The 19,034-nt window shown below is 58.0% G+C and carries 18 protein-coding genes and 1 pseudogene; 10 read left to right on the forward strand and 9 right to left on the reverse strand.

Going from position 1 to position 19,034, the window contains the following annotated elements:
- Positions 1-43: 43 nt before the first annotated feature.
- A complete protein-coding gene (locus ACHZCU_RS08910; protein ID WP_319518484.1) occupies positions 44-1,018 on the reverse strand; it encodes a tripartite tricarboxylate transporter substrate binding protein in 975 nt (324 codons plus the stop codon).
- Between the two features lie 106 nt (positions 1,019-1,124).
- On the opposite strand from ACHZCU_RS08910, the gene ACHZCU_RS08915 reads away from it, so the two are divergent.
- Positions 1,125-2,012, forward strand: a complete 888-nt coding sequence (locus ACHZCU_RS08915; RefSeq protein ID WP_106311483.1) for a LysR substrate-binding domain-containing protein — start codon at positions 1,125-1,127, stop codon at positions 2,010-2,012.
- A gap of 77 nt (positions 2,013-2,089) precedes the next feature.
- Here ACHZCU_RS08915 and ACHZCU_RS08920 read toward each other — a convergent pair.
- Positions 2,090-2,455 (reverse strand): annotated as a pseudogene (locus ACHZCU_RS08920) (transposase); the annotation flags it as partial.
- Positions 2,456-2,596: 141 nt separating this feature from the next.
- Positions 2,597-4,390: an allophanate hydrolase gene (atzF, locus tag ACHZCU_RS08925; RefSeq protein WP_319518485.1), complete on the reverse strand. Its 1,794-nt coding sequence runs from the start codon at positions 4,388-4,390 to the stop codon at positions 2,597-2,599.
- Between the two features lie 122 nt (positions 4,391-4,512).
- On the opposite strand from atzF, the gene ACHZCU_RS08930 reads away from it, so the two are divergent.
- From ACHZCU_RS08930 to ACHZCU_RS08970, 9 genes are all read left to right on the forward strand, one after another.
- Positions 4,513-5,412, forward strand: a complete 900-nt coding sequence (locus ACHZCU_RS08930; protein ID WP_319518486.1) for a LysR family transcriptional regulator — start codon at positions 4,513-4,515, stop codon at positions 5,410-5,412.
- A 148-nt stretch (positions 5,413-5,560) separates the two neighbouring features.
- Positions 5,561-6,682 (forward strand): BMP family ABC transporter substrate-binding protein, encoded by a 1,122-nt coding sequence (locus ACHZCU_RS08935; RefSeq protein WP_319518487.1) that lies wholly within the window; start codon positions 5,561-5,563, stop codon positions 6,680-6,682.
- 6 nt (positions 6,683-6,688) lie between these two features.
- A complete protein-coding gene (locus tag ACHZCU_RS08940) occupies positions 6,689-7,807 on the forward strand; it encodes an ABC transporter permease (RefSeq protein WP_319518488.1) in 1,119 nt (372 codons plus the stop codon).
- A gap of 1 nt (position 7,808) precedes the next feature.
- The gene (locus ACHZCU_RS08945; RefSeq protein WP_319518489.1) at positions 7,809-8,738 is read left to right on the forward strand and encodes an ABC transporter permease; all 930 of its coding nucleotides are present in this window, start codon (positions 7,809-7,811) and stop codon (positions 8,736-8,738) included.
- Positions 8,739-8,748: 10 nt separating this feature from the next.
- The gene (locus ACHZCU_RS08950; protein ID WP_319518490.1) at positions 8,749-9,756 is read left to right on the forward strand and encodes a formamidase; all 1,008 of its coding nucleotides are present in this window, start codon (positions 8,749-8,751) and stop codon (positions 9,754-9,756) included.
- Positions 9,757-9,759: 3 nt separating this feature from the next.
- Positions 9,760-10,437 carry an isochorismatase family cysteine hydrolase gene (locus ACHZCU_RS08955; RefSeq protein WP_319518491.1) on the forward strand — a complete coding sequence of 226 codons (678 nt, stop codon included), beginning with the start codon at positions 9,760-9,762 and terminating at the stop codon, positions 10,435-10,437.
- The gene (locus tag ACHZCU_RS08960; RefSeq protein WP_319518492.1) at positions 10,437-11,948 is read left to right on the forward strand and encodes an ABC transporter ATP-binding protein; all 1,512 of its coding nucleotides are present in this window, start codon (positions 10,437-10,439) and stop codon (positions 11,946-11,948) included. The genes ACHZCU_RS08955 and ACHZCU_RS08960 overlap by 1 nt, the downstream gene beginning before the upstream one ends.
- A complete protein-coding gene (locus ACHZCU_RS08965; RefSeq protein ID WP_319518493.1) occupies positions 11,948-12,613 on the forward strand; it encodes an isochorismatase family cysteine hydrolase in 666 nt (221 codons plus the stop codon). Before ACHZCU_RS08960 ends, ACHZCU_RS08965 begins: the two co-directional genes overlap by 1 nt.
- Positions 12,606-12,944, forward strand: a complete 339-nt coding sequence (locus ACHZCU_RS08970; RefSeq protein ID WP_319518494.1) for a cupin domain-containing protein — start codon at positions 12,606-12,608, stop codon at positions 12,942-12,944. The genes ACHZCU_RS08965 and ACHZCU_RS08970 overlap by 8 nt, the downstream gene beginning before the upstream one ends.
- Before the next feature lie 513 nt (positions 12,945-13,457).
- Here the strand turns inward: ACHZCU_RS08970 and ACHZCU_RS08975 are convergent.
- From ACHZCU_RS08975 to yiaK, 6 genes are all read right to left on the reverse strand, one after another.
- Positions 13,458-14,201 carry an FCD domain-containing protein gene (locus tag ACHZCU_RS08975; RefSeq protein ID WP_319518495.1) on the reverse strand — a complete coding sequence of 248 codons (744 nt, stop codon included), beginning with the start codon at positions 14,199-14,201 and terminating at the stop codon, positions 13,458-13,460.
- Positions 14,202-14,382: 181 nt separating this feature from the next.
- Positions 14,383-15,381: a TRAP transporter substrate-binding protein gene (locus tag ACHZCU_RS08980; RefSeq protein ID WP_319518496.1), complete on the reverse strand. Its 999-nt coding sequence runs from the start codon at positions 15,379-15,381 to the stop codon at positions 14,383-14,385.
- A gap of 92 nt (positions 15,382-15,473) precedes the next feature.
- Positions 15,474-16,751, reverse strand: coding sequence for a TRAP transporter large permease subunit (locus ACHZCU_RS08985; protein ID WP_319518497.1), 1,278 nt, complete (start codon positions 16,749-16,751; stop codon positions 15,474-15,476).
- The gene (locus ACHZCU_RS08990) at positions 16,748-17,269 is read right to left on the reverse strand and encodes a TRAP transporter small permease subunit (RefSeq protein ID WP_319518498.1); all 522 of its coding nucleotides are present in this window, start codon (positions 17,267-17,269) and stop codon (positions 16,748-16,750) included. Before ACHZCU_RS08990 ends, ACHZCU_RS08985 begins: the two co-directional genes overlap by 4 nt.
- 16 nt (positions 17,270-17,285) lie before the next feature.
- Positions 17,286-17,768 carry a YhcH/YjgK/YiaL family protein gene (locus tag ACHZCU_RS08995; RefSeq protein ID WP_319518499.1) on the reverse strand — a complete coding sequence of 161 codons (483 nt, stop codon included), beginning with the start codon at positions 17,766-17,768 and terminating at the stop codon, positions 17,286-17,288.
- 2 nt (positions 17,769-17,770) lie between these two features.
- A complete protein-coding gene (gene yiaK / locus ACHZCU_RS09000; protein WP_319518500.1) occupies positions 17,771-18,793 on the reverse strand; it encodes a 3-dehydro-L-gulonate 2-dehydrogenase in 1,023 nt (340 codons plus the stop codon).
- Positions 18,794-19,034 lie beyond the last annotated feature (241 nt).

A 19,034-nucleotide genomic window follows, 5' to 3' on the forward strand; every position in this document is an offset into this window, starting at 1 on the left:
GGCGGACGGTCCGCCAGCCCGCCGGGTGCGCGGCCGGGGAGGATTACTGACGGCTGGCGCCGGTTTCTTCAACGAGCTGACCGAGCGTTTCATACTGCTCGCTTATAAAGCTCTTGAATTCGGCCGGCGTGCCGCCGACGAGGCCGATATTGAGTGCCGCGAAGCGCTCTTTCACGTCATCTTCGGAAATCGCCGCGTTGGTCGCCTTGTTCAGCGCGTCGACAATGGCCGGGTCCGTGCCGGAGGGAACGCAGAAGCCGTGCCAGGAGGTAAAGTCGACGCCTTCGACACCGGCCTCGGCAAAGGTCGGAACATCGGGAAGCGCATCGAGCCTGCTGGAACCGGTCACGGCAAGCGCGGTCACTTCACCATCCTGGATCGAGGGAATAAGCGTTCCATCGAGGAAAGCACCGACCTCGCCCGAAATCAGGGCGGTGCGGGCGGGTGCGGCGCCATTATAAGGGATCTGCAGCGCTTCAAAGCCGGCCTGTTTCTTCAGCTGCTCGAATGCGAGATGCTGGGCGGAGCCAACGCCGGACGAAGCAAAGTCGATTTCTGGGTCCGCATTGCGGGCCGTCTCGAGGAATTCCTCAATGGTCGAAACGCCGAGCTTGTCGCCAACGCCGAGGACGAGCGGAACCGAGGTGATCTGGATGACCGGATCGAAATCGGCAACGGGGTCATAGGTCAGGTTGGTGTAGACATGCGGATTGATCGCCATGGTGCCGATCTCGCACATCACCACGGTGTAGCCATCGGGATCGTCTTTGGCGACTTCGCCGGTGGCCACCGTTCCGCCCGCACCTGCGCGGTTTTCAACCACGACCGGCACGCCGAGCGATTTCGACATCGGTTCGCTGAGGGTCCGCGCGATGCGGTCATTATTGCCGCCGGCCGAATAGGGCACGATGACGTGAACCGGTTTTTCCGGCCAGTCGCTCTGGGCATGGGCCGAGCCGGCAATGGCAACAGTGGCGGCCAGGATGGCGGCGGATTTCGTCAGTACGGAAATATTCATGATTTCTCCTCCGGTTTCTGCTGGTCTCCCGCCAGCGCATTGACCAATATCAAGATTATCTGTCTTATGAACAAATAAGCATTTGTTATCAATGGGAGACAGGCGGATGGAAATCGGACAGCTGCGCGCAATCATTGTTCTCGCAGAAGAACTGCATTTTCACAGTGCCGCACAGCGGCTCGGGATCACCCAACCGGCGCTTTCCCAGAAGCTTCAGCGTCTTGAAGGGGAAATCGGCGTCACGCTGTTCAACCGGTCACAGCGCCGGGTCTCGCTGACGGAAGGCGGTCACGCCTTTCTGGAACGCACCCGCACGGCGCTGTCGGAAATCGAGAATGGCGTGCGCACGGCACGCAAGGCGGCGCGCGGGCAGATCGGCAGCCTGCATCTCGGCTTCGTTGAGAATGCAAGCCTGAATGTCCTGCCCGGCCTTGTCTCGGCATTTCGCCAGGCCGCGCCGGAGGTTGACCTGCGGCTGAGCGAGATGATTTCGGCCGATCTCTATCATTATCTTCAGACGGGACGGATCGATGTCGCGCTCACACGGCCGCTATCGACCGATTTCGCCATCGATACCGTGCTGGTGCACCGCGAACCCTATCTGGCCGTGCTGCCGGAAGGACATCCGCTGGCCGCATTTGACAGCGTCACGGTCGCACAACTCGCCAGAGAAAACATGATTATTGCCGCCGGCGCGAAAGCGACCTATCTGCGAAACCAGTTTTCCCCGATGTTCGCCCGCGCCGGTTTCGGCATCCGGGTCGGTCAGGAGGTCAACCAGCTTCCCGCAATCCTCGGCCTGGTCAGCAGCGGTATCGGTTATGCGCTTTTGCCGGATTCCGCCTCGAAACTCGGAACCGTCGGCGTCGTCTACCGGCCACTTGCCGAAAAAGACGCCCCCCATGCAGAACTCGTGGCGGCGTGGCGGTCAGACAGCCCCAGCCCGACCGTCCGACATTTCATCAGTCAGCTTTCCGGCGACAGTTTTTCTTGAATTATGCCCGGTGTAAAAACGTGAGACCGGATGGTCAGGCCCTTCCTGGGTCACGGCAGCACCTTTGAGACAAGTATGGAAACCTCAAGCGCTTTACGCAGCCAACTGACCGGGCAGATGTGGCAGTGTCTGGCGATAAAGGCGAACCGCATATCGCCTCCCGTGCGAGAAAAAGTGGCGCCCCTCTTGAGAATATTCCACTCGACCTTGAGCCGCGCCACTTCCTTTTTCAGTGCCGCGATCTCGGCGAGTTCTGCCCGCTTCTGAACACTGCCGGGAAAGTCTGTGGCAGCTGAGCGGAGAACTCTCGCACCCATGGCGCAAAACGTTCTCCGCACCATCCAGGTCACGGGCAGCTTGCGCAACCGAAACGCCCCTTTCCGTCATCAGCCGCACGTTTCGGTTTTGAACGCTCGGCTGAACTTACTTCTCGTCATTCCTATCCTCCAGTTTTTTGGTCATGATCATATCCTCATGTCCACCAAACCGGCAGCAGCTCAGACAAGTCAGCTCTGCTCAGGTTTGGGTTCAGCGTGGAGCGTATCGGAGCAAACCACCCCTATACTTCTACGAAGCAAGTCCATTTACCCATGTGTCCGGTGCAGGAAATGGCGCCAGCTCGCTAGATGGGTAATGTCTTGCGCGCCGATTTCTCCGCTTGCCTCGCAGATGAAGCCGCAGACCGTTTCGCCGCTCTCAAGTTCGACTTTGCCAAGGCCCAGAGGGGCAGGAATGCCGGTGAGGAAAGAGCCGAGCTTGTCTTCCGGTATTGCCCAGACTTCCAGCGCGATGCCGTTGGGCTGCTGCGTTGCTGTACGTATCATGCCGGGCCGTTTCACGCCGTCGCCGGCAAGCGCGAAAAAGCGATAGAAGGGCGCCGAAACGGTTTCTCGCAACAGGAATGCATTCCTGTCTGTCAACTGGTGGTTCAGCGGAAGGCCCGAAAGATGGGCGCCGCAAACTGCGAGCTTTACATAGTGTGGTGGCAGTGCATTGGTCTTTTGGCGTTCGGGACGGCTCCAGCCGGTTGCGCCGAGACTGCGCTCGCCTGCCATTTCAAGCGGTGCGGAAAGCGATGCAAGCAGGGCATCTTCGCCCGATTTTGCCAGCAGTGTCACACCACCGGGCCGTCCGTCCGTTCGCTGCGGCAATGGGATCGCAAGGCCACACATATCCAGAAGATTGACGAAGTTTGTATAGGTGCCGAGATTGGAATTCGGCGTTACCGGATCGGCTTCGAGATCCGCCCGTGAATAGAAGGTCGGTATGGTGGGCACGCACAATGCATCAAGACCGGCAAGCACCGGCTCTACCGCGCGCGACAATTCCTTTAGTCTGTAAAAGCCGCGAAAGGCATCTGTTGCGCTCAGCGTCTCGGCCTTGCCGATGATCTTCCGGGTAACCGGCAGCACGGCATCGGGGTTGCTCCGCAGCAGATCCTCGATGACGCTATTGCGTTCGGCCACCCAGGCGCCTTCGTAAAGCATGTCGGCTATGGCATAGAGCGGCGTGAAGTCGATGGGCTGGATAATGTGTCCGGCCTGTTCCAGCAGAGCGCAGGCATGCTTGAAGGATTGCGCCTGTTGTTCGTCGCCAAAAAAGCGGATGCTCTCCTCATCCGGGATGCCGATGACCTGTCCGGTCGCCGGATCAAAAAGCGCTGGCGTCGCGATTGTCTTTGAATAGGCGTCAGCGGGATCGAATTCGGCCACTGCCTGAAACGCCGTATAAGCATCCTCCACTGTTGTGGCGAATATCGAGATCGTTTCGGTGGAGCGGCAGGCCGGAACCACTCCTGAGGCAGAAAGCGCGCCAAGCGAAGGTTTCAGCCCCACAATATTGTTGAGCGCGGCGGGAACCCGTCCGGAGCCGGCCGTATCCGTGCCAAGCGCGAAGGTGACAATGCCCTGGGCAACGGCGACGCCCGAGCCGGAGGACGAACCGCCCGGAACGATTTCCGGGGCAAGGGCATTGCGTGGCACGCCGTAAGGCGAACGCACGCCGACAAGGCCCGTTGCAAACTGGTCCAGATTGGTCTTGCCAATGACGATCGCGCCTGCTGCGCGCAGTTTTGCCACCACGAATGCATCGGCTTCAGGGTGGTATTCCCATGCAGGGCAGGCAGCCGTCGTCGGCAGACCGGCGACATCGATATTGTCCTTCACCGCAAACGGTATGCCCCAAAGCGGCTTTTCTCGATCATAGGAGCCCAATGCCCGGACTTCCGCCTTCACTTCGGCGTGATCCCGAAGCGTGATGAAGATAGCGGGATCGTCGATTTCCGCGATCCGATGGTAAATCTGGCTGATAATCTCTTCAGGCATTGTTCCGGCAGCGTAGGCTGCACGCAGTCCCGGCAAGGTCAGTGGGGTCGTCATCTCGTCTGTCCTCATGTTGTGCAGACAGTCATTGGCAGTTTTGAGCGAAAACGCTAATGCTATATTTTCACAAATCCGATGCATTTTTTGCACCGCATGCTTGACGAAGGTTCAATTACGCCATGAAACATCTGCAGGACTTTCGCTATATCGAAGCCGTGATGCGCGCTGGCTCCATCCGTAAGGCCGCCGATGACATGAATATCACCGCCTCGGCGCTGAACCGGCGGATCCAGCGGTTTGAAGAAGAGTTTGGCTACGAGATTTTCGAGCGGCTTCCGCGCGGGGTTCGGCTGAACCCGGCAGGTGAGCTTCTCGTCCAGCATTTTCGCACACAGCTCTCCGAGCTTCGCCGGGTGCAGGGACAGGTGGCGGATCTGGCCGGCGAACGGCGCGGCCATGTCACAATCGCCTGCTCACAGGCGCTCAGCCCGTATTTTCTGCCGGCGCATGTGGCTGCCTATCGGGCAGAGCATCCCGGTGTCACATTTTCGGTCAAGATTCGTGACAGAGCCGCTGCCGAACAGGATCTCATCACCTTTCAAAGTGATCTGGCGTTGGTGCTTGAGCCCGTTCATATGGTTGATTTCGCAGTTCTTTCCGCTGTTCCGCAGGCGGTTCATGTGATCATGCGTGAGGACCATCCGCTGGCCAGCCAGTGTGAAATCCGGTTGCGGGAATGTCTGGATTATTGCCACGTCCTGCCGTCTTCGGCCTATGCCGTGCGTCATATGCTGGAGCAGGCGCTGGCCGGTGCGTCGCGGAGCCTTCAGCCGATAATCGAGTCCGACTCCTTTGATTTCATGCGTCATTATATCAAGTTCGAGGATGCCCTCAGCTTTCAGATACCTGTCGGACTTCGCTTCGCCAAGGGTGACGGTCTGACAAGCCGGCCGATCTCGACGCGGGATATGCCAGCGGGCTCATTGCTTTTGGGGCAGATGAAGGGCAGAACGCTGCCGATTGCCTCTGCACGCTTTGCGCAAAGTCTGATCTCGGCGATGGAGGCTTTTGTCGACTGAACCAGCTCAGCATCGAGCGATGCATTTTTTTCACCGGTCTTGGGAAAAAATAGCAGACGTCAGAACAGATGATTGTGGTTAGGCTTCCTGCAAATAACAAGCCGGCATCCTTAAACCGCAGGCCGGTCAGCCAAACTGGAGAGCTTCAATGACGAAAATTAAAGCATTTTCCCGACGCCGTTTCCTGCAGACCTCGGCTGCGCTGGCGGCCACCAGCGCAATGCCGCTTGGATTGCGCCAGGCCATGGCGGCCGGCAGTCTCACAGTCGGTTTCGTCTATGTCGGTCCGAAGGATGACTACGGCTATAACCAGGCCCATGCCGAAGGCGCGGCAGCTGTCAAAGAGCTTGAAGGCGTGACCGTCGTTGAAGAAGAGAATGTTCCGGAATCGGTCGATGTCATCAATACGATGGAATCGATGATCAACTTCGACGGTGCATCCTTCCTGTTCCCGACCTCGTTCGGCTATTACGACCCCTATGTGAAGGAAACCGCGCCGAAATACCCCGATGTCCGCTTCGAGCATTGTGGTGGCCTCTGGACCGAGGGTGACCCCGCAAATGCAGGATCCTATTTCGGTTATATCGGCATGGGGCAGTATCTGAACGGCGTCGTGGCCGGTCACATGTCCAAATCGAAGAAGATCGGTTTCGTTGCCGCCAAACCGATCCCGCAGGTGCTGAACAACATCAACTCCTTCTTGCTCGGTGCGCGTGCCGTTGATCCGAACATTACCTGCCAGGTGATATTCACCGGTGCATGGTCTTCGCCGGTCAAGGAAGCGGAAGCCACCAATGCGTTGGCAGACCAGGGCGCCGACGTTATCACCTGCCATGTCGACGGACCAAAGGTTGTCGTTGAGACGGCTGCATCGCGCGATTGCTACATCTGTGGCTACCACGCTGACCAGAGCCCGCTGGCGCCCGAGCTCTATCTGACCGGCGCAGAATGGAATTGGGCGCATGTCTACACCGAGTTCGTCAAGACGGTGCTGGCCGGCGGCGAGATTCCGAACTTCGTGCGCGGCGGGCTCGCCGATGGCTTCATCAAGATGTCGCCGCTCGGCCCGGCTGTAACCGATGCCGCTGCCAAACAGTTCAATGCTGTGCGCGATGAAATCATGCTCGGTGGCTTTGCGGCTATCAAGGGGCCGCTCAAGGACAACAAGGGCAATGTCATTGCAACGGCCGGACAGTCTTTCCCCGAAACGGATATCGCGCTTGAATCGATGGATTATCTCGTCGAGGGCGTGATCGGTTCAACGAACTGATAAACCATGACAAATGCTGACGACACATCTGCGGCGACGGTATCACACCGCCGCCCGGTCATCCCCGCCTGGATGATCGGTCGCCTTGAGGCGATCGCGATCCCCCTGTTCGCTCTGGTTGCTGGCGCTTTGCTTTTCAGCCTGTTCCTCATGACGCAGGGGCAGTCACCGGCCGAGTTCTTCTCGCTTGTCTGGAAGGCAGGGTTCTCGTCGGCATTTTCGTGGAAGAATACGCTTTCAAGGGTCAGCCCGCTGCTGATGGCCGCCTTGTGCGTGGCCATTCCGGCACGGCTCGGTCTGATGATCATTGGCGGCGAGGGCGCGATTGTGCTTGGCGGTCTCGCCGCTGCGGTGACCGGCGTGTTCGTCGCCGATCTGCCGTCGCTCTTCGGTTTCGCCGCGATGGTTGCGGCAGCATGCATCGTCGGCGGCATCTGGATCGGCGCGGTCGGTGCTCTGCGCATTCTGCGCGGGGTAAACGAAACGATCGCCTCGTTGCTGATGGCCTATATCGCGACATCGCTCTTCAACCAGCTTGTTGAAAGTGTTTTTCGCGATCCCTCCAGCCTCAACAAGCCCGCGACCTATCCGCTCCCGGAATGGCTGCGGATCGGCAACATCCCCTTCCTTGATGCGCATTGGGGCGTGGCGGTCGGTATTCTCGCCTGTCTTGCCTGCTACTTCCTGATCGAGCGTACGACAATCGGTTTTGCTGCACGGGTGACCGGTGACAATATCCGGGCAGCCCAGGTGCAAGGCTTTCCGGTGGCCAGGCTGGTGATTGGTTTCACCGCTCTCGGCGGTGCGCTTGCCGGGCTTGGCGGTTTCTTCGAGGTCTCGGCCATCTATGGTTCGGCCAATGACTCTCTCATCTCCGGCGTCGGCAATACCGGCATCCTGATCGCCTTTCTGGCGCGGCACAATCCGCTGGCGATCATTCCGATGGCGATGCTGCTCGGTGGCTTCGAAGCTTCGAGCGGTCTTGTTCAGCGCCGCATGGATCTGCCCGATGCAACCATCCTTGTTTTCGAGGGCTGCATCTTTGTCGTCGTGCTCTTGAGCGAAACGCTCTACGGGCGCTCGGATTCGCTCATTCGCAAAATGCTTGAACGGGGAAGGAACTGAGATGGCTGATGCTTCCGCACTCGGGCTTTGGGGCGTGCCGCTCGCCATTTTCGGCGGCGCGATCCGTGTTTCGACCCCGTTCCTGTTTGTATCGCTCGGTGAATGCCTGACGGAGCGCTCCGGCCGGATCAATCTGGGCCTGGAAGGTACCCTCGTCATCGGGGCGATGACCGGCTATGCCATGTCCTATCACGCCGGCAATCCCTTCATAGGTGTGGGCTTTGCCGCTCTGGCAGGGCTTGTTTTTGGCCTTATTCACGGCTGGCTCTGCAGTTTCAAGGGCGTCAACGACATCGCCGTCGGGATTGCCATGATGGTGCTGGGCATGGGGCTGGCATTCTATTTCGGCAAACCCTACGTTCAGCCGGCAGCCCCCGGGCTGCCTGCCATTCCCTTCGGCTGGTGGTCGGATATCCCGCAGGTGCGGGCCGCACTCCAGGTCAATGTGCTGTTCATTGCAGGTGCGATCCTTGCCTTTGCAATGGGCTGGATGTTCCGCAATACCCGCATCGGGCTGACAGTCCGGGTTGTCGGCGACAGCACGGATGCTGCCCGTACGCTCGCAATCCGCCCCGTCCGCGTGCGGGTGCTGGCAACTGCGGTCGGTGGCGCTTTTGCCGGCATCGGCGGGGCATATCTGTCGCTTTATTATCCCGGAAGCTGGAATGAGGGCATCGCCTCGGGGCAGGGGCTGATGGCCGTGGCGCTGGTGATTTTTGCCCGCTGGAACCCGGTCAATTGTTTCTGGGCGGCGTTGCTGTTCGGCGGCGCAGGCGCGCTTGGCCCGGCGTTGCAATCCGTCGGGATCACCGAAGGCTATTACCTGTTCTACGCAGCGCCTTACGTCCTCACACTCGGCATCCTGATTGCGACGTCGTCCACCGAACGCGCGCTGACGGGCGCTCCGCGCGAACTTGCCATCACGAAATAACGGAGAAAACATGAGCGGACTTGGCGGTCTCAACGTCTCGGAAAACGGTGTCGGCATCGGTCTGGTGCAGCTTCAACTCCCCGTGGTCGAAACCAAGGCGGAGCTGACGGCGCAGACGGCGCGTGTTGTCGAACTTGTCGGCAAGGCACGGCGCAACCAGCCGGGCATGGATCTGGTCGTGTTTCCCGAATATTCACTGCACGGCCTGTCGATGGATATCAATCCCGCGATCATGTGCACGATGGATGGGCCTGAGGTGGCAGCCATGCGGCAGGCCTGTATCGATAACAAGATCTGGGGCTGCTTTTCCATCATGGAGCTTAATCCCGGCGGCATGCCTTACAACACCGGCATCATCTTCGATGCTGAAGGCGAGCTGAAGCTCTATTACCGCAAGATGCATCCCTGGGTTCCCGTCGAGCCGTGGGAACCGGGCGATATCGGCATTCCGGTCTGCGACGGGCCGAAGGGTTCGAAGCTTGCCCTGATCATCTGCCATGACGGCATGTTCCCGGAAATGGCGCGTGAATGCGCCTACAAGGGTGCCGAGATCATGATCCGCACGGCTGGCTATACCGCACCGATCCGCGAAAGCTGGCGTTTCACCAATCAGTCGAATGCCTTCTGCAACCTGATGGTCACAGCGAATGTCTGCATGTGTGGTTCGGATGGCACCTTCGATTCCATGGGCGAGGGCATGATCTGCAATTTCGACGGGACGGTGCTGGTGCATGGCACGACCGGCCGGCCGGACGAGATCATCACCTCGGAAGTGCGTCCGGATCTCGTGCGCGAGGCGCGGCTTGGCTGGGGTGTCGAAAACAACATCTACCAGTTCGGCCATCGCGGCTACGTGGCCGTGAAAGGCGGCGCGCAGGATTGCCCCTACACTTACATGAACGACCTGGCTGCCGGGCAATATCGTCTTCCGTGGGAAGATGATGTGAAGGTCACCGATGGTACCGGCTTCGGTTTTGAAAAACCGACGCGCCTCTTTGGCGAAAAACAGAAAGGCTGAGTGATGGCAGTGATTGAATCCACCCCCTATGCATGGCCTTACAATGGCGATCTGCGACCGGAAAACACCGCGCTGATCGTCATCGACATGCAGACCGACTTCTGCGGCAAGGGCGGCTATGTCGACAAGATGGGTTATGACCTGTCGCTGACGCGTGCGCCCATCGAACCGATCAAGGCCGTGTTGTCGGCGATGCGTACGGGCGGCTACCACATCTTCCATACCCGTGAAGGACATCGCCCTGATCTATCCGATCTTCCGGCCAACAAACGCTGGCGCTCGCGGCAGATCGGCGCCGGTATCGGTGATCCTGGCCCCTGCGGCAAGATCCTCGTGCGTGGCGAGCCGGGCTGGGACATCATTGACGAACTTGCGCCCGAGCCCGGTGAGATCATCATCGACAAGCCCGGAAAAGGCTCTTTCTGCGCTACCGATCTGGAAATGATCCTGAGGCTGAAGGGTATCGAAAACATCATTTTGACCGGTATCACGACCGATGTATGCGTCCACACGACGATGCGTGAGGCCAATGACCGTGGCTTCGAATGCGTGCTTCTGGAAGATTGCTGTGGCGCGACCGACAAGGCAAACCACGATGCAGCACTCTCGATGATCAAGATGCAGGGCGGTGTGTTTGGCGCTGTTTCCAGCAGCAAGGCACTGATTGCGGGATTGAAATAATGACGACAAGCCGCAAAGCCCCGTCGATCGAAACGATCGGCATGACCATGCGCTTCGGTGATTTCACCGCGCTCGACAATGTTTCGATGACGGTCCGCTCCGGTTCGTTTCATGCCCTTTTGGGTGAAAACGGTGCGGGCAAGTCGACGCTGGTCAAGTGTATCATGGGGTTTTATGCGGCAACGGACGGTCAGGTGGCCGTCAATGGCAAGGAAGTCGGGATCCGCAATCCGAAGGATGCGCATGATCTCGGCCTCGGCATGGTCTATCAGCATTTCACCCTCGTGCCATCCCTGACGGCAGCGGAAAACCTGGTGATTGCGCGTTCGGATACCCCGGCCAAAATCGACTGGCGTCGGGAGATGAAGGCGCTCGAAGCGTTCATGCATACAATGCCGTTTGCCGTGCCGCTCAATCGCCGCGTGGACAGTCTTGCGGCTGGTGAAAAGCAGAAGCTCGAAATCCTCAAACAACTCTACCTCGGACACCGCTTTCTGATCCTCGACGAGCCGACATCGGTGCTGACACCTTCCGAGGCGGATGAAGTGCTCGGCCATGTCAGCGCCCTGACGAAAGCGGGCGAACTGAGCGTTTTGATGATCACCCACAAATTCCGCGAGGTCCGCGCCTTTGCCGATGAGGTAACCGTGCTGCGCCGGGGCAAGCTTGCAGGCAAGGGGGCGGTCAGCGACCTCTCGAACGAGGATATGGCGGCGATGATGATGGGGCGCTCCGAAATCGGTACGCCGCTTCCCCGCCATGGCGAGGCTGGAGGGCCGGTTCTTGCCATTGAGAGCACAACGGCCAAGGATCGCAGCGGTTACAAGGATATCGTGATTGACGGGCTTACCGTGCGCGCTGGCGAGATTGTCGGCATCGCCGGGATTTCCGGGAATGGTCAGGTTGAGCTGATGGAAATGCTGACCGGTCAGCGCACGCTGGAACAGGGCCGGATCCTGGTTGACGGAGAGGCCTATCACGCCCGCCGTGGCGAGGCACGCCGTCACAAGGTGCGCTATCTGCCGGAAGAGCCGCTGGTCAACGCCTGCGCCCCGCATATGAGTGTTGCGGAAAACCTAGCGCTCAGGGATTTCGACGGCAATGGAAAGCGGCTTTTTCTGAACAAGAGCGCGATGATGCGCCGGGCTGAAGACCTGATCGGTGAATTCGACATTCGCGCGCAAGGCCCGCGCGCGCCGATTCGCGATCTTTCCGGCGGCAATATCCAGCGCGCGGCGCTGGCGCGCGAACTGACCGGCGATGTTTCGTTGCTGATCGTATCGAACCCTTGCTTCGGTCTCGATTTCTCTGCGGCACGCGCCATTCGCGACCGTATCATCGAGGCGCGCAACAACGGTGTTGCCGTGCTGCTGATCAGCGAGGACCTCGACGAAATCCTGGAGCTTTCCGACCGGGTTTTGGTGATGAGCGAAGGCCGCATCACCTTCGAAACACCGGTCGAGGCCGCCGATCCGAAGGCGCTTGGCCACTATATGGCAGGGCATGCGTGATGAATGTGATTAAGGCAAAACCCTTCGATTTTCCCTTTGAAAAAGAGCATATCGCGCTCATCGTCATCGATATGCAGCGCGATTTCGTCGAAGACGGCGGGTTTGGCGCGTCGCTTGGCAATGATGTGTCGCGGTTGCGCGCAATCATTCCGACGGTGGCGAGACTAATCGAGGGGTTCCGTAAGGCAGATCTGCCAATCATTCACACGCGTGAATGTCACCGGCCGGACCTTTCCGACCTTCCTCCCGCCAAGCGTGACCGTGGAAATCCTGCGCTCAGGATTGGCGATCCCGGCCCCATGGGACGCTTGCTGATTGCCGGCGAACCGGGCGCTGAGATTATCCCTGAACTCTTCCCCGCTGAAAGTGAGATCGTCATCGACAAGCCCGGAAAGGGAGCATTCTACGCCACCGAGCTTCAAACGCTGCTGAAGGCGCGGGATATCCGCCAGCTCGTCGTCGCCGGCGTGACGACGGAAGTCTGCGTGCAGACGACCATGCGCGAGGCAAACGACCGTGGTTATGACGGCATCCTGGCAACCGATGCCACCGAGAGCTATTTCGAAGCCTTCAAGCGAGCGACGATCGAGATGATCACCGCACAGGGCGGCATTGTCGGATATGCGGCCGAAACCGACGCAATCCTGGAGGCGCTCAATGCCTGAACCTCGTGCTTTTGTCGATCTTCTGGCCGGTGGCTGGCGTGATCTTCCGTTCGAACCCTTCCGTGAAGGCGTCGATGTCCATTACCTCTGGCATGAAGATGACGGGCCGGTCTGGGCCTTTTTGCGCTACCAACCGGGCGCAAGCGTGCCAGAGCACCGTCATACAGGTCTTGAGACGATCATAGTTGTCGAAGGCGCGCAGAGCGACGAGAGCGGCACCTATGACACGGGCAGCGTCATCTGCAATCCGCCGGGAACCAGCCACAATGTCTGGACCGAGAATGGCTGTGTCGTCTTCATCCAGTGGGAAAAGCCGGTGGTAATCCTCTAAGTGAAGGCTTTCATTCCGTGGTCGCTGCAAAGATACCGCACCAATTCCTGCAAAGTCGAGGCCGTATTATTGTCCATCATAGCCGCACTGATGATGTTGCAGAAGAACGTACGAGAGCCCTGCCATCAAGCGGTCCAAAAGGTCTTTGTCTATGTTCATACGTGGGTCTCCTAAAAGAGCAATTGCCACGCCAGAGCACAAAATCCGGATAGTCCCGGGACGAGCTCTGCGATGCGGTAGGCTCGACCGTTCCACCGATAAAACCTCGCACGCCCGACGCTGGTTGCGCACAGATATGAGCCACCGCGGTCCACTTCACATTGGTCGTCTCATTTTTGAAACGACATCGTTCAGGGTCGTGTTGTTTAGCATGGCCTCGGCAAGCGGCTTCTTCAGCCTGGCATTCTTGTCCTCGAGCGACTTAAGCTTTCGGACGCGAAAATTATATAATCTCCATGCTGAAGCGAACACGTTCGACTTAGAAAAATCACGTGCTTTTATATAAACACGCCGTTATTTCATCGTGTTATATTTATTGTCGACGCGGTTGCGGACGCCATCGATCATCTGCGTGCTTATCTTTTTCGCAACCGCAGACTTGCGCAGGCGGATCGCGTTTAGAAGTGCGGCATGTTGGTCAATCGTGACTTTCTTCGTGTTGGTATCAGGAAAGTAGGTCACATCGAAGACGGCGATCTGCAGTGCGGTTATGGCTTTTCCGAGTTGTTCGACAACATAGTTTTGAGCTGCTGCAATTAACGCCGCATGAAAGCGAATATCAGCCTGATTGAAACGCTCCTTGTCGGAATAGAATTTGTCCATATCCTTCAAAGCCGCTTCCATTTTCGCCAAATCATCCGCACTCGCCCGCGCGGCTGCCCAGCCGGCGATCTCGGGTTCTATGATCGCCCGGGTCTCAAGAAGCGTCTTGATCATTTCGTAATTGTCTTCTCCCGACAGAACCCAGTTCAGCACATCGGTATCGAGGTAGTTCCAGTCGCGACGTTCCTGAATGAAAAGGCCACGATGCTTGTGAATGACAATCAGCCCTTTTGATGCGAGGATTTTCGCGACTTCGCGAAGGGTCGCGCGGGATACGCCATAGGTCGTGCATAGCTCCGCCTCCGAAGGAAGCGAAGTTTCGCCGGCGTAGCGGCCCCTCACAATGTCGTTCCCAAAGACAGCAATTGTGGATTCGAGCTTTGTCGCCCGCCCACTGGCCGGCTTGGAAGCATTATCGGATGTCAGCTTTGACAAGAGACCCTCGCAGTACTCACCTTTGACATGTTGTTAGCATCATTAGCAGTTTTCGTCCTTCACCAAAAATATCCGCCTCCAATAAATAAGTGGCACCGGCAGATGTCCACGACACATCTCCGGCGCCACTCGTATCAGTCCAAACCGGTTGAGGACTTTTCAGCCGGTCTCGGCTTTTAGGTCAATCATCCACGCGCAATGCGTCAATCTGCTGCAGTTCAGAAGCGCCGCCAAACTGATCGACAAACGTTTCGCGAACCCCAATTGTCGCCTCGACGAAGGGCGCCTGGTCGATGCTTTCCACAATGTCCAGGCCTTCGCCCCTGAGGAATTCAACTTCTTCGGCAATCGCCTGATTGTTGAGTTCGCGCTGATAGTCGCCCGCTTCACGTGCCGCCTCGATGAGTGCTTCTTGCTGGTCTTCCGGCAACGCATCGAACTTGGATTTGTTCATTGCCACGATCAGCGGGCTGTAGGCGTGATAGGACAGGGTCAGGTAGTCCTGAACCTCGTACAGTTTTGCCGAAACAAACACGCCAAGCGGGTGCTCCTGGGCATCGACGGTCCCCATCTCGAGTGCCGTATAAAGCTCGCCGATCGGCATCGGCACAGGGTTGGCACCCAGAAGCTTGAAGGCCTCAATGTGAACCGGTGCGCCGGTCGTGCGTATCTTCAGCCCCTTTACATCATCCGGTGTGTGAACCGGATGTGCGGAATTGGTAATCTGGCGCCAGCCATTATCCCAATAGGCAAGCCCCTGAAGGCCGACATCGTTCAACTTGTCCAGCAATTCCTGTCCGACCTCGCCGTCAAGGGTGCGGTAAGCATGGTCTGTATTCTCAAATAGGAAGGGGATGTCGAGCATACCGATAAGCGGTACCAGGCCGCTGAAATTCGATGACCCGGTGACAAGCATGTCGATTGTGCTGCCGCGCGTTCCGGTAATTGCGGCCTGGCCATTGCCAAGCGTGCTGTCGGTAAAAATCTTCAGATCGAGCTCGCCGCCGGTCTTTTCGTCCAGCAACTCGTTGAATTTCTGTGCGCCGGCATATTGCGTATCATTGCGCGAGGCCTCCGAGGCGAAGCGCAGCGAATTTGCCTGAGCGCCATGCGTCGCCGACAATGCGAGACCGACCCCGACGAGGGACCCGATCACGATGTTTTTGATCGTAGCAGTCATTCTACTCTCCCAGTTTTTTGTGTGATGCCGCTCAAGGTCAGGTGCGACGACAAACCCGCGGCTCAAGCTTGTCGCCACAGAAAGGGCTGACGTCAGGACAGCCAATGAAGCGGGGTTATGATCAACGCCGGAAACAGGATGAACAGAACGAGCAAAGCCAGCATAACGGCCAGGTACGGCGCTACTCCGCGAACACAACGCTCGAACGGTATTTGTGAAACGCCGGCGATCACATTGAGCACGTTTCCGACAGGCGGGGTGATCAGGCCGATCGAAGAGTTCAGGATGAACATCACGCCAAAATAGACCGGATTGATATCGGCGGCATTCACCAGCGGCATCATCACTGGGACAAGGATAAGAACCGTCGGCGTCAGGTCCATGACCATGCCCACGACCATAATGAAAATCATCATGACCGCCATCAGCAGGATCGGCGATCCAATCAGCGGTTCCATCAGGTCGGCAACCATCTGCGGCAGTTCGGCGATCGTGATGAGCCATGCGGATACGGCCGATGCGGCAACGAGGAGCATGACAATCGCCGTCGTTTCGGCAGCGGAATAGAGCACCTCGTAGAGTTTCTTGATGTCGAGTTCACGATAGACGACCACCGAAATGAAAAGCGCGTAGACGGCAGCGACGACGCCAGCCTCGGTTGGAGTGAATATGCCGCTGCGAAAACCACCGATGATGATGACCGGCAGGAACAGCGCCCATATCCCCTGTCGAAGCGACTGCATGATTTCAGCCGGCGTCGCCTTTTCCATGGTCTCGATTTCAGCGGTGCGGGCCTGCCACCACCATACGGCCGCCAGCGTCGCCCCCATCATCACACCCGGCGCAATGCCGGCCAGAAACAGTTGTGAAATCGAAACCCCGCTTGCGACGCCGAAAATAATGAACGGAATGGAGGGGGGGATGACCGGTGCGATGATGCCTCCGGCAGAAAGCAGCCCGACAGAGCGGCTTTCGTCATAGCGCGCGGTTTTCATCATTGGCAGAAGAACCATCGCCAGCGCAGCGGTATCGGCGGCCGCCGAACCTGAAAGGCTTGCCATCAGCACCGCGGCAATGATCGCGACATAGCCAAGCCCGCCACGTTTGTGGCCAACCAGCTTCATGGGGAGATCAACGATGCGCTTGGAAATGCCGCCCGCATTCATCAACTCGCCGGCCAGAATGAAGAACGGAATCGCGAGCAACGAAAAACTATCGGCACCGTTGATAAGGTTCTGCGCCATGATCTGGCTATCGAAAAGCCCCAGATTGAGCATCAGTGCCGTGCCGCAGAGCAGTAGCGAAAAGGCGATCGGTATGCCGATGACGATGCAGCCGACCAGGCTGACAAGGAAGACGATGACAGTCATAGGGTTTCACCTCGGGGCAATTGCCGAATGGCGCGCCAGATCCGCACGACCAGCATGACGCCGACACAGATGGCGAAAGGAATGCCGGCGGCATAAAGAACGGCAACCGGCAAGCCGCTTATGGGAAGTCGGTTCTGAAGGTTCAGTCCAGCCAACTGCCAGCAACCGATCAGCACCATTGCGCAACACATCAGCATGGCGAAACGGCTTAAGATGAGAACGATTGCCCGCCACGGATCCGGCAAGCGGTTGAGAACGAATACGACGCGAACATGCCGGTTTTTCGCAAAAGCGGTGATCGAGCCAAGAAAGGTCAGCCATACGAACAGGTAGCGGGCGACTTCTTCAGTGATAAGAATGTTGGAGTTGAATCCGTATCGCATCACCACATTGGCGAAAACGAGAACGCACATCAGGGCAAGCGATATGACCATCAGCGCCTTCAGCGTTTGCTGCACGGCATTTTGAATAGACACCTTGATCCTCCCAGTGAATCTCGATGGGGCCACCTTGTTCACGTGACCCTTTTTTTGTTTAACCAGCCTTGAGGCTCTCCAGCGGAAGCTTGACGACAACCTTTCTGACGCTTTCCTCCCCGGGTGCCGAACAGCCGGGAGCATGAATGTCCCACGGAAACAGCACCGCGAACTCACCCGGTTTCAGAGTGACCATGGTCGCTGCTTCGGCAGGCAGGTCATAGAAGATGTTGTCGTTTTCAGGCTGACCTTGCCGGGTCGCATCGGCCGCCGTTGTGAGCGGTGCCTGAGCGATTTTCTCGGCACCTGACACCACGAGGTGAATGTCGATGTTGTCCAGGTGTGATTCAGCCGTTCCTGCTTCGACCGGGTGCGTTTCCAGAGAAAACAGCTTGGCGGTCAAACCTTGGCCGGAGAGAGCGACCTCGCCATCCTCAATGCTCTGAAAGTCCATCTTCGCCAGCGCATTTAGAACCGAGAAGACGGCGTCCGGAAATTCACTGCCGGCCCGTCGAAGGCATTCGAGATGTCCCGTAATCATTGTCAGGCGCTCCGACCTGCAAGGGCGAGAACCTCTGCCCATACACCGTCATCGACAACAATTCCGTTTTCCAGATGGTCCTTGCGTACACGGACCTCGATCTGTCCCGGATAGATGACTTCCTTGCTCTTCTCATCCGGTGTCGAGCCATTGACATAATCGGCGATACCATCTGCCACCCGGTTGGTGAAATCCTGCCCGCCGAGCTGCTGCGGATCGATGGCGATGAATATCTGGGAGCAGCCGGTGCAGCTTCCCTCCTGGATCTGGTCGATCTCATAAGTGGGCGCGCCTTCGGAAAGTACGGCGGCCAGCGTATCGAGCAGAATGGCAAAGCCGGATCCCTTCCAGTAGCCCATCGGCAGGATACGCATTGATTCTTCGATAGGTCCGGGTTCGGAGGTCAACTCGCCGTTTTTGTCAAAGCCGCCCGGGAAGGGCAGTTTCTCGCCTTTCAGCCGTGTGACCTGAAGCTTGCCGTAGGCATATTGCGACATCGCCATATCAAGCACGATGTGCCCCTTGTCACGCGGCACGGCCATGACGAAAGGATTGTTGCCCAGGCGCGTATTTTGCGCACCCCAGGCGGGCATGCAGGATTCGGTATTGGTCCAGCACATTGCAACATAGCCCTTGTCGGCAGCATGCCAGCCGAAGGCGCCGCCGCGCATCCAGTGGGTCGTGTTTCGCAAGGCGACGATGCCGACGCCGTTTTTACTGGCGAGTTCCATGGAGCGGTTGCTGGCCGAAAGCGCGTTGAGAATGCCCGGTCCGCGATGACCGTCGAACACTTCAATAGCAGCGAGAGAACGAACGCGTTCCGGCTTGCCTTCCAGGTTGACCCAACCCTTTTTCACGTAGTCGACAAACCGCGCGACGCGGTTGAGACCATGCGAGTACACCCCGTCGCAACTCGCCTGCGTGTGAAACACTGCACATTGTGCTGCGTCTTCGGCGGGCATGCCCGCCTTGACGAAAGCCTCGGTGATGACATCCCGCATCGTGTCGAAAGGTATGCGTGTCAATTGCTCTACTCCATCCATTGGAAATTCTGAGATTTCACGAATTTTCTGCAAACAGGAGAAGAGACAGATCGAGCGCGCCACGGCGTGCGGCGACGTTCTCTCTCTGGCTATGACACGCATCGGACACATGGCGAAGCCGCGTCGTCGGTGCAGGCATCATAATTCATCCTCCCGTAAACGATTTTCATAATCGACTGTCAATGTCTTTTAAATCGTCTGACAATGTGTATATGATTGTTTG

Source organism: uncultured Martelella sp., from assembly GCF_963677965.2.
Taxonomy (GTDB): domain Bacteria; phylum Pseudomonadota; class Alphaproteobacteria; order Rhizobiales; family Rhizobiaceae; genus Martelella; species Martelella mangrovi.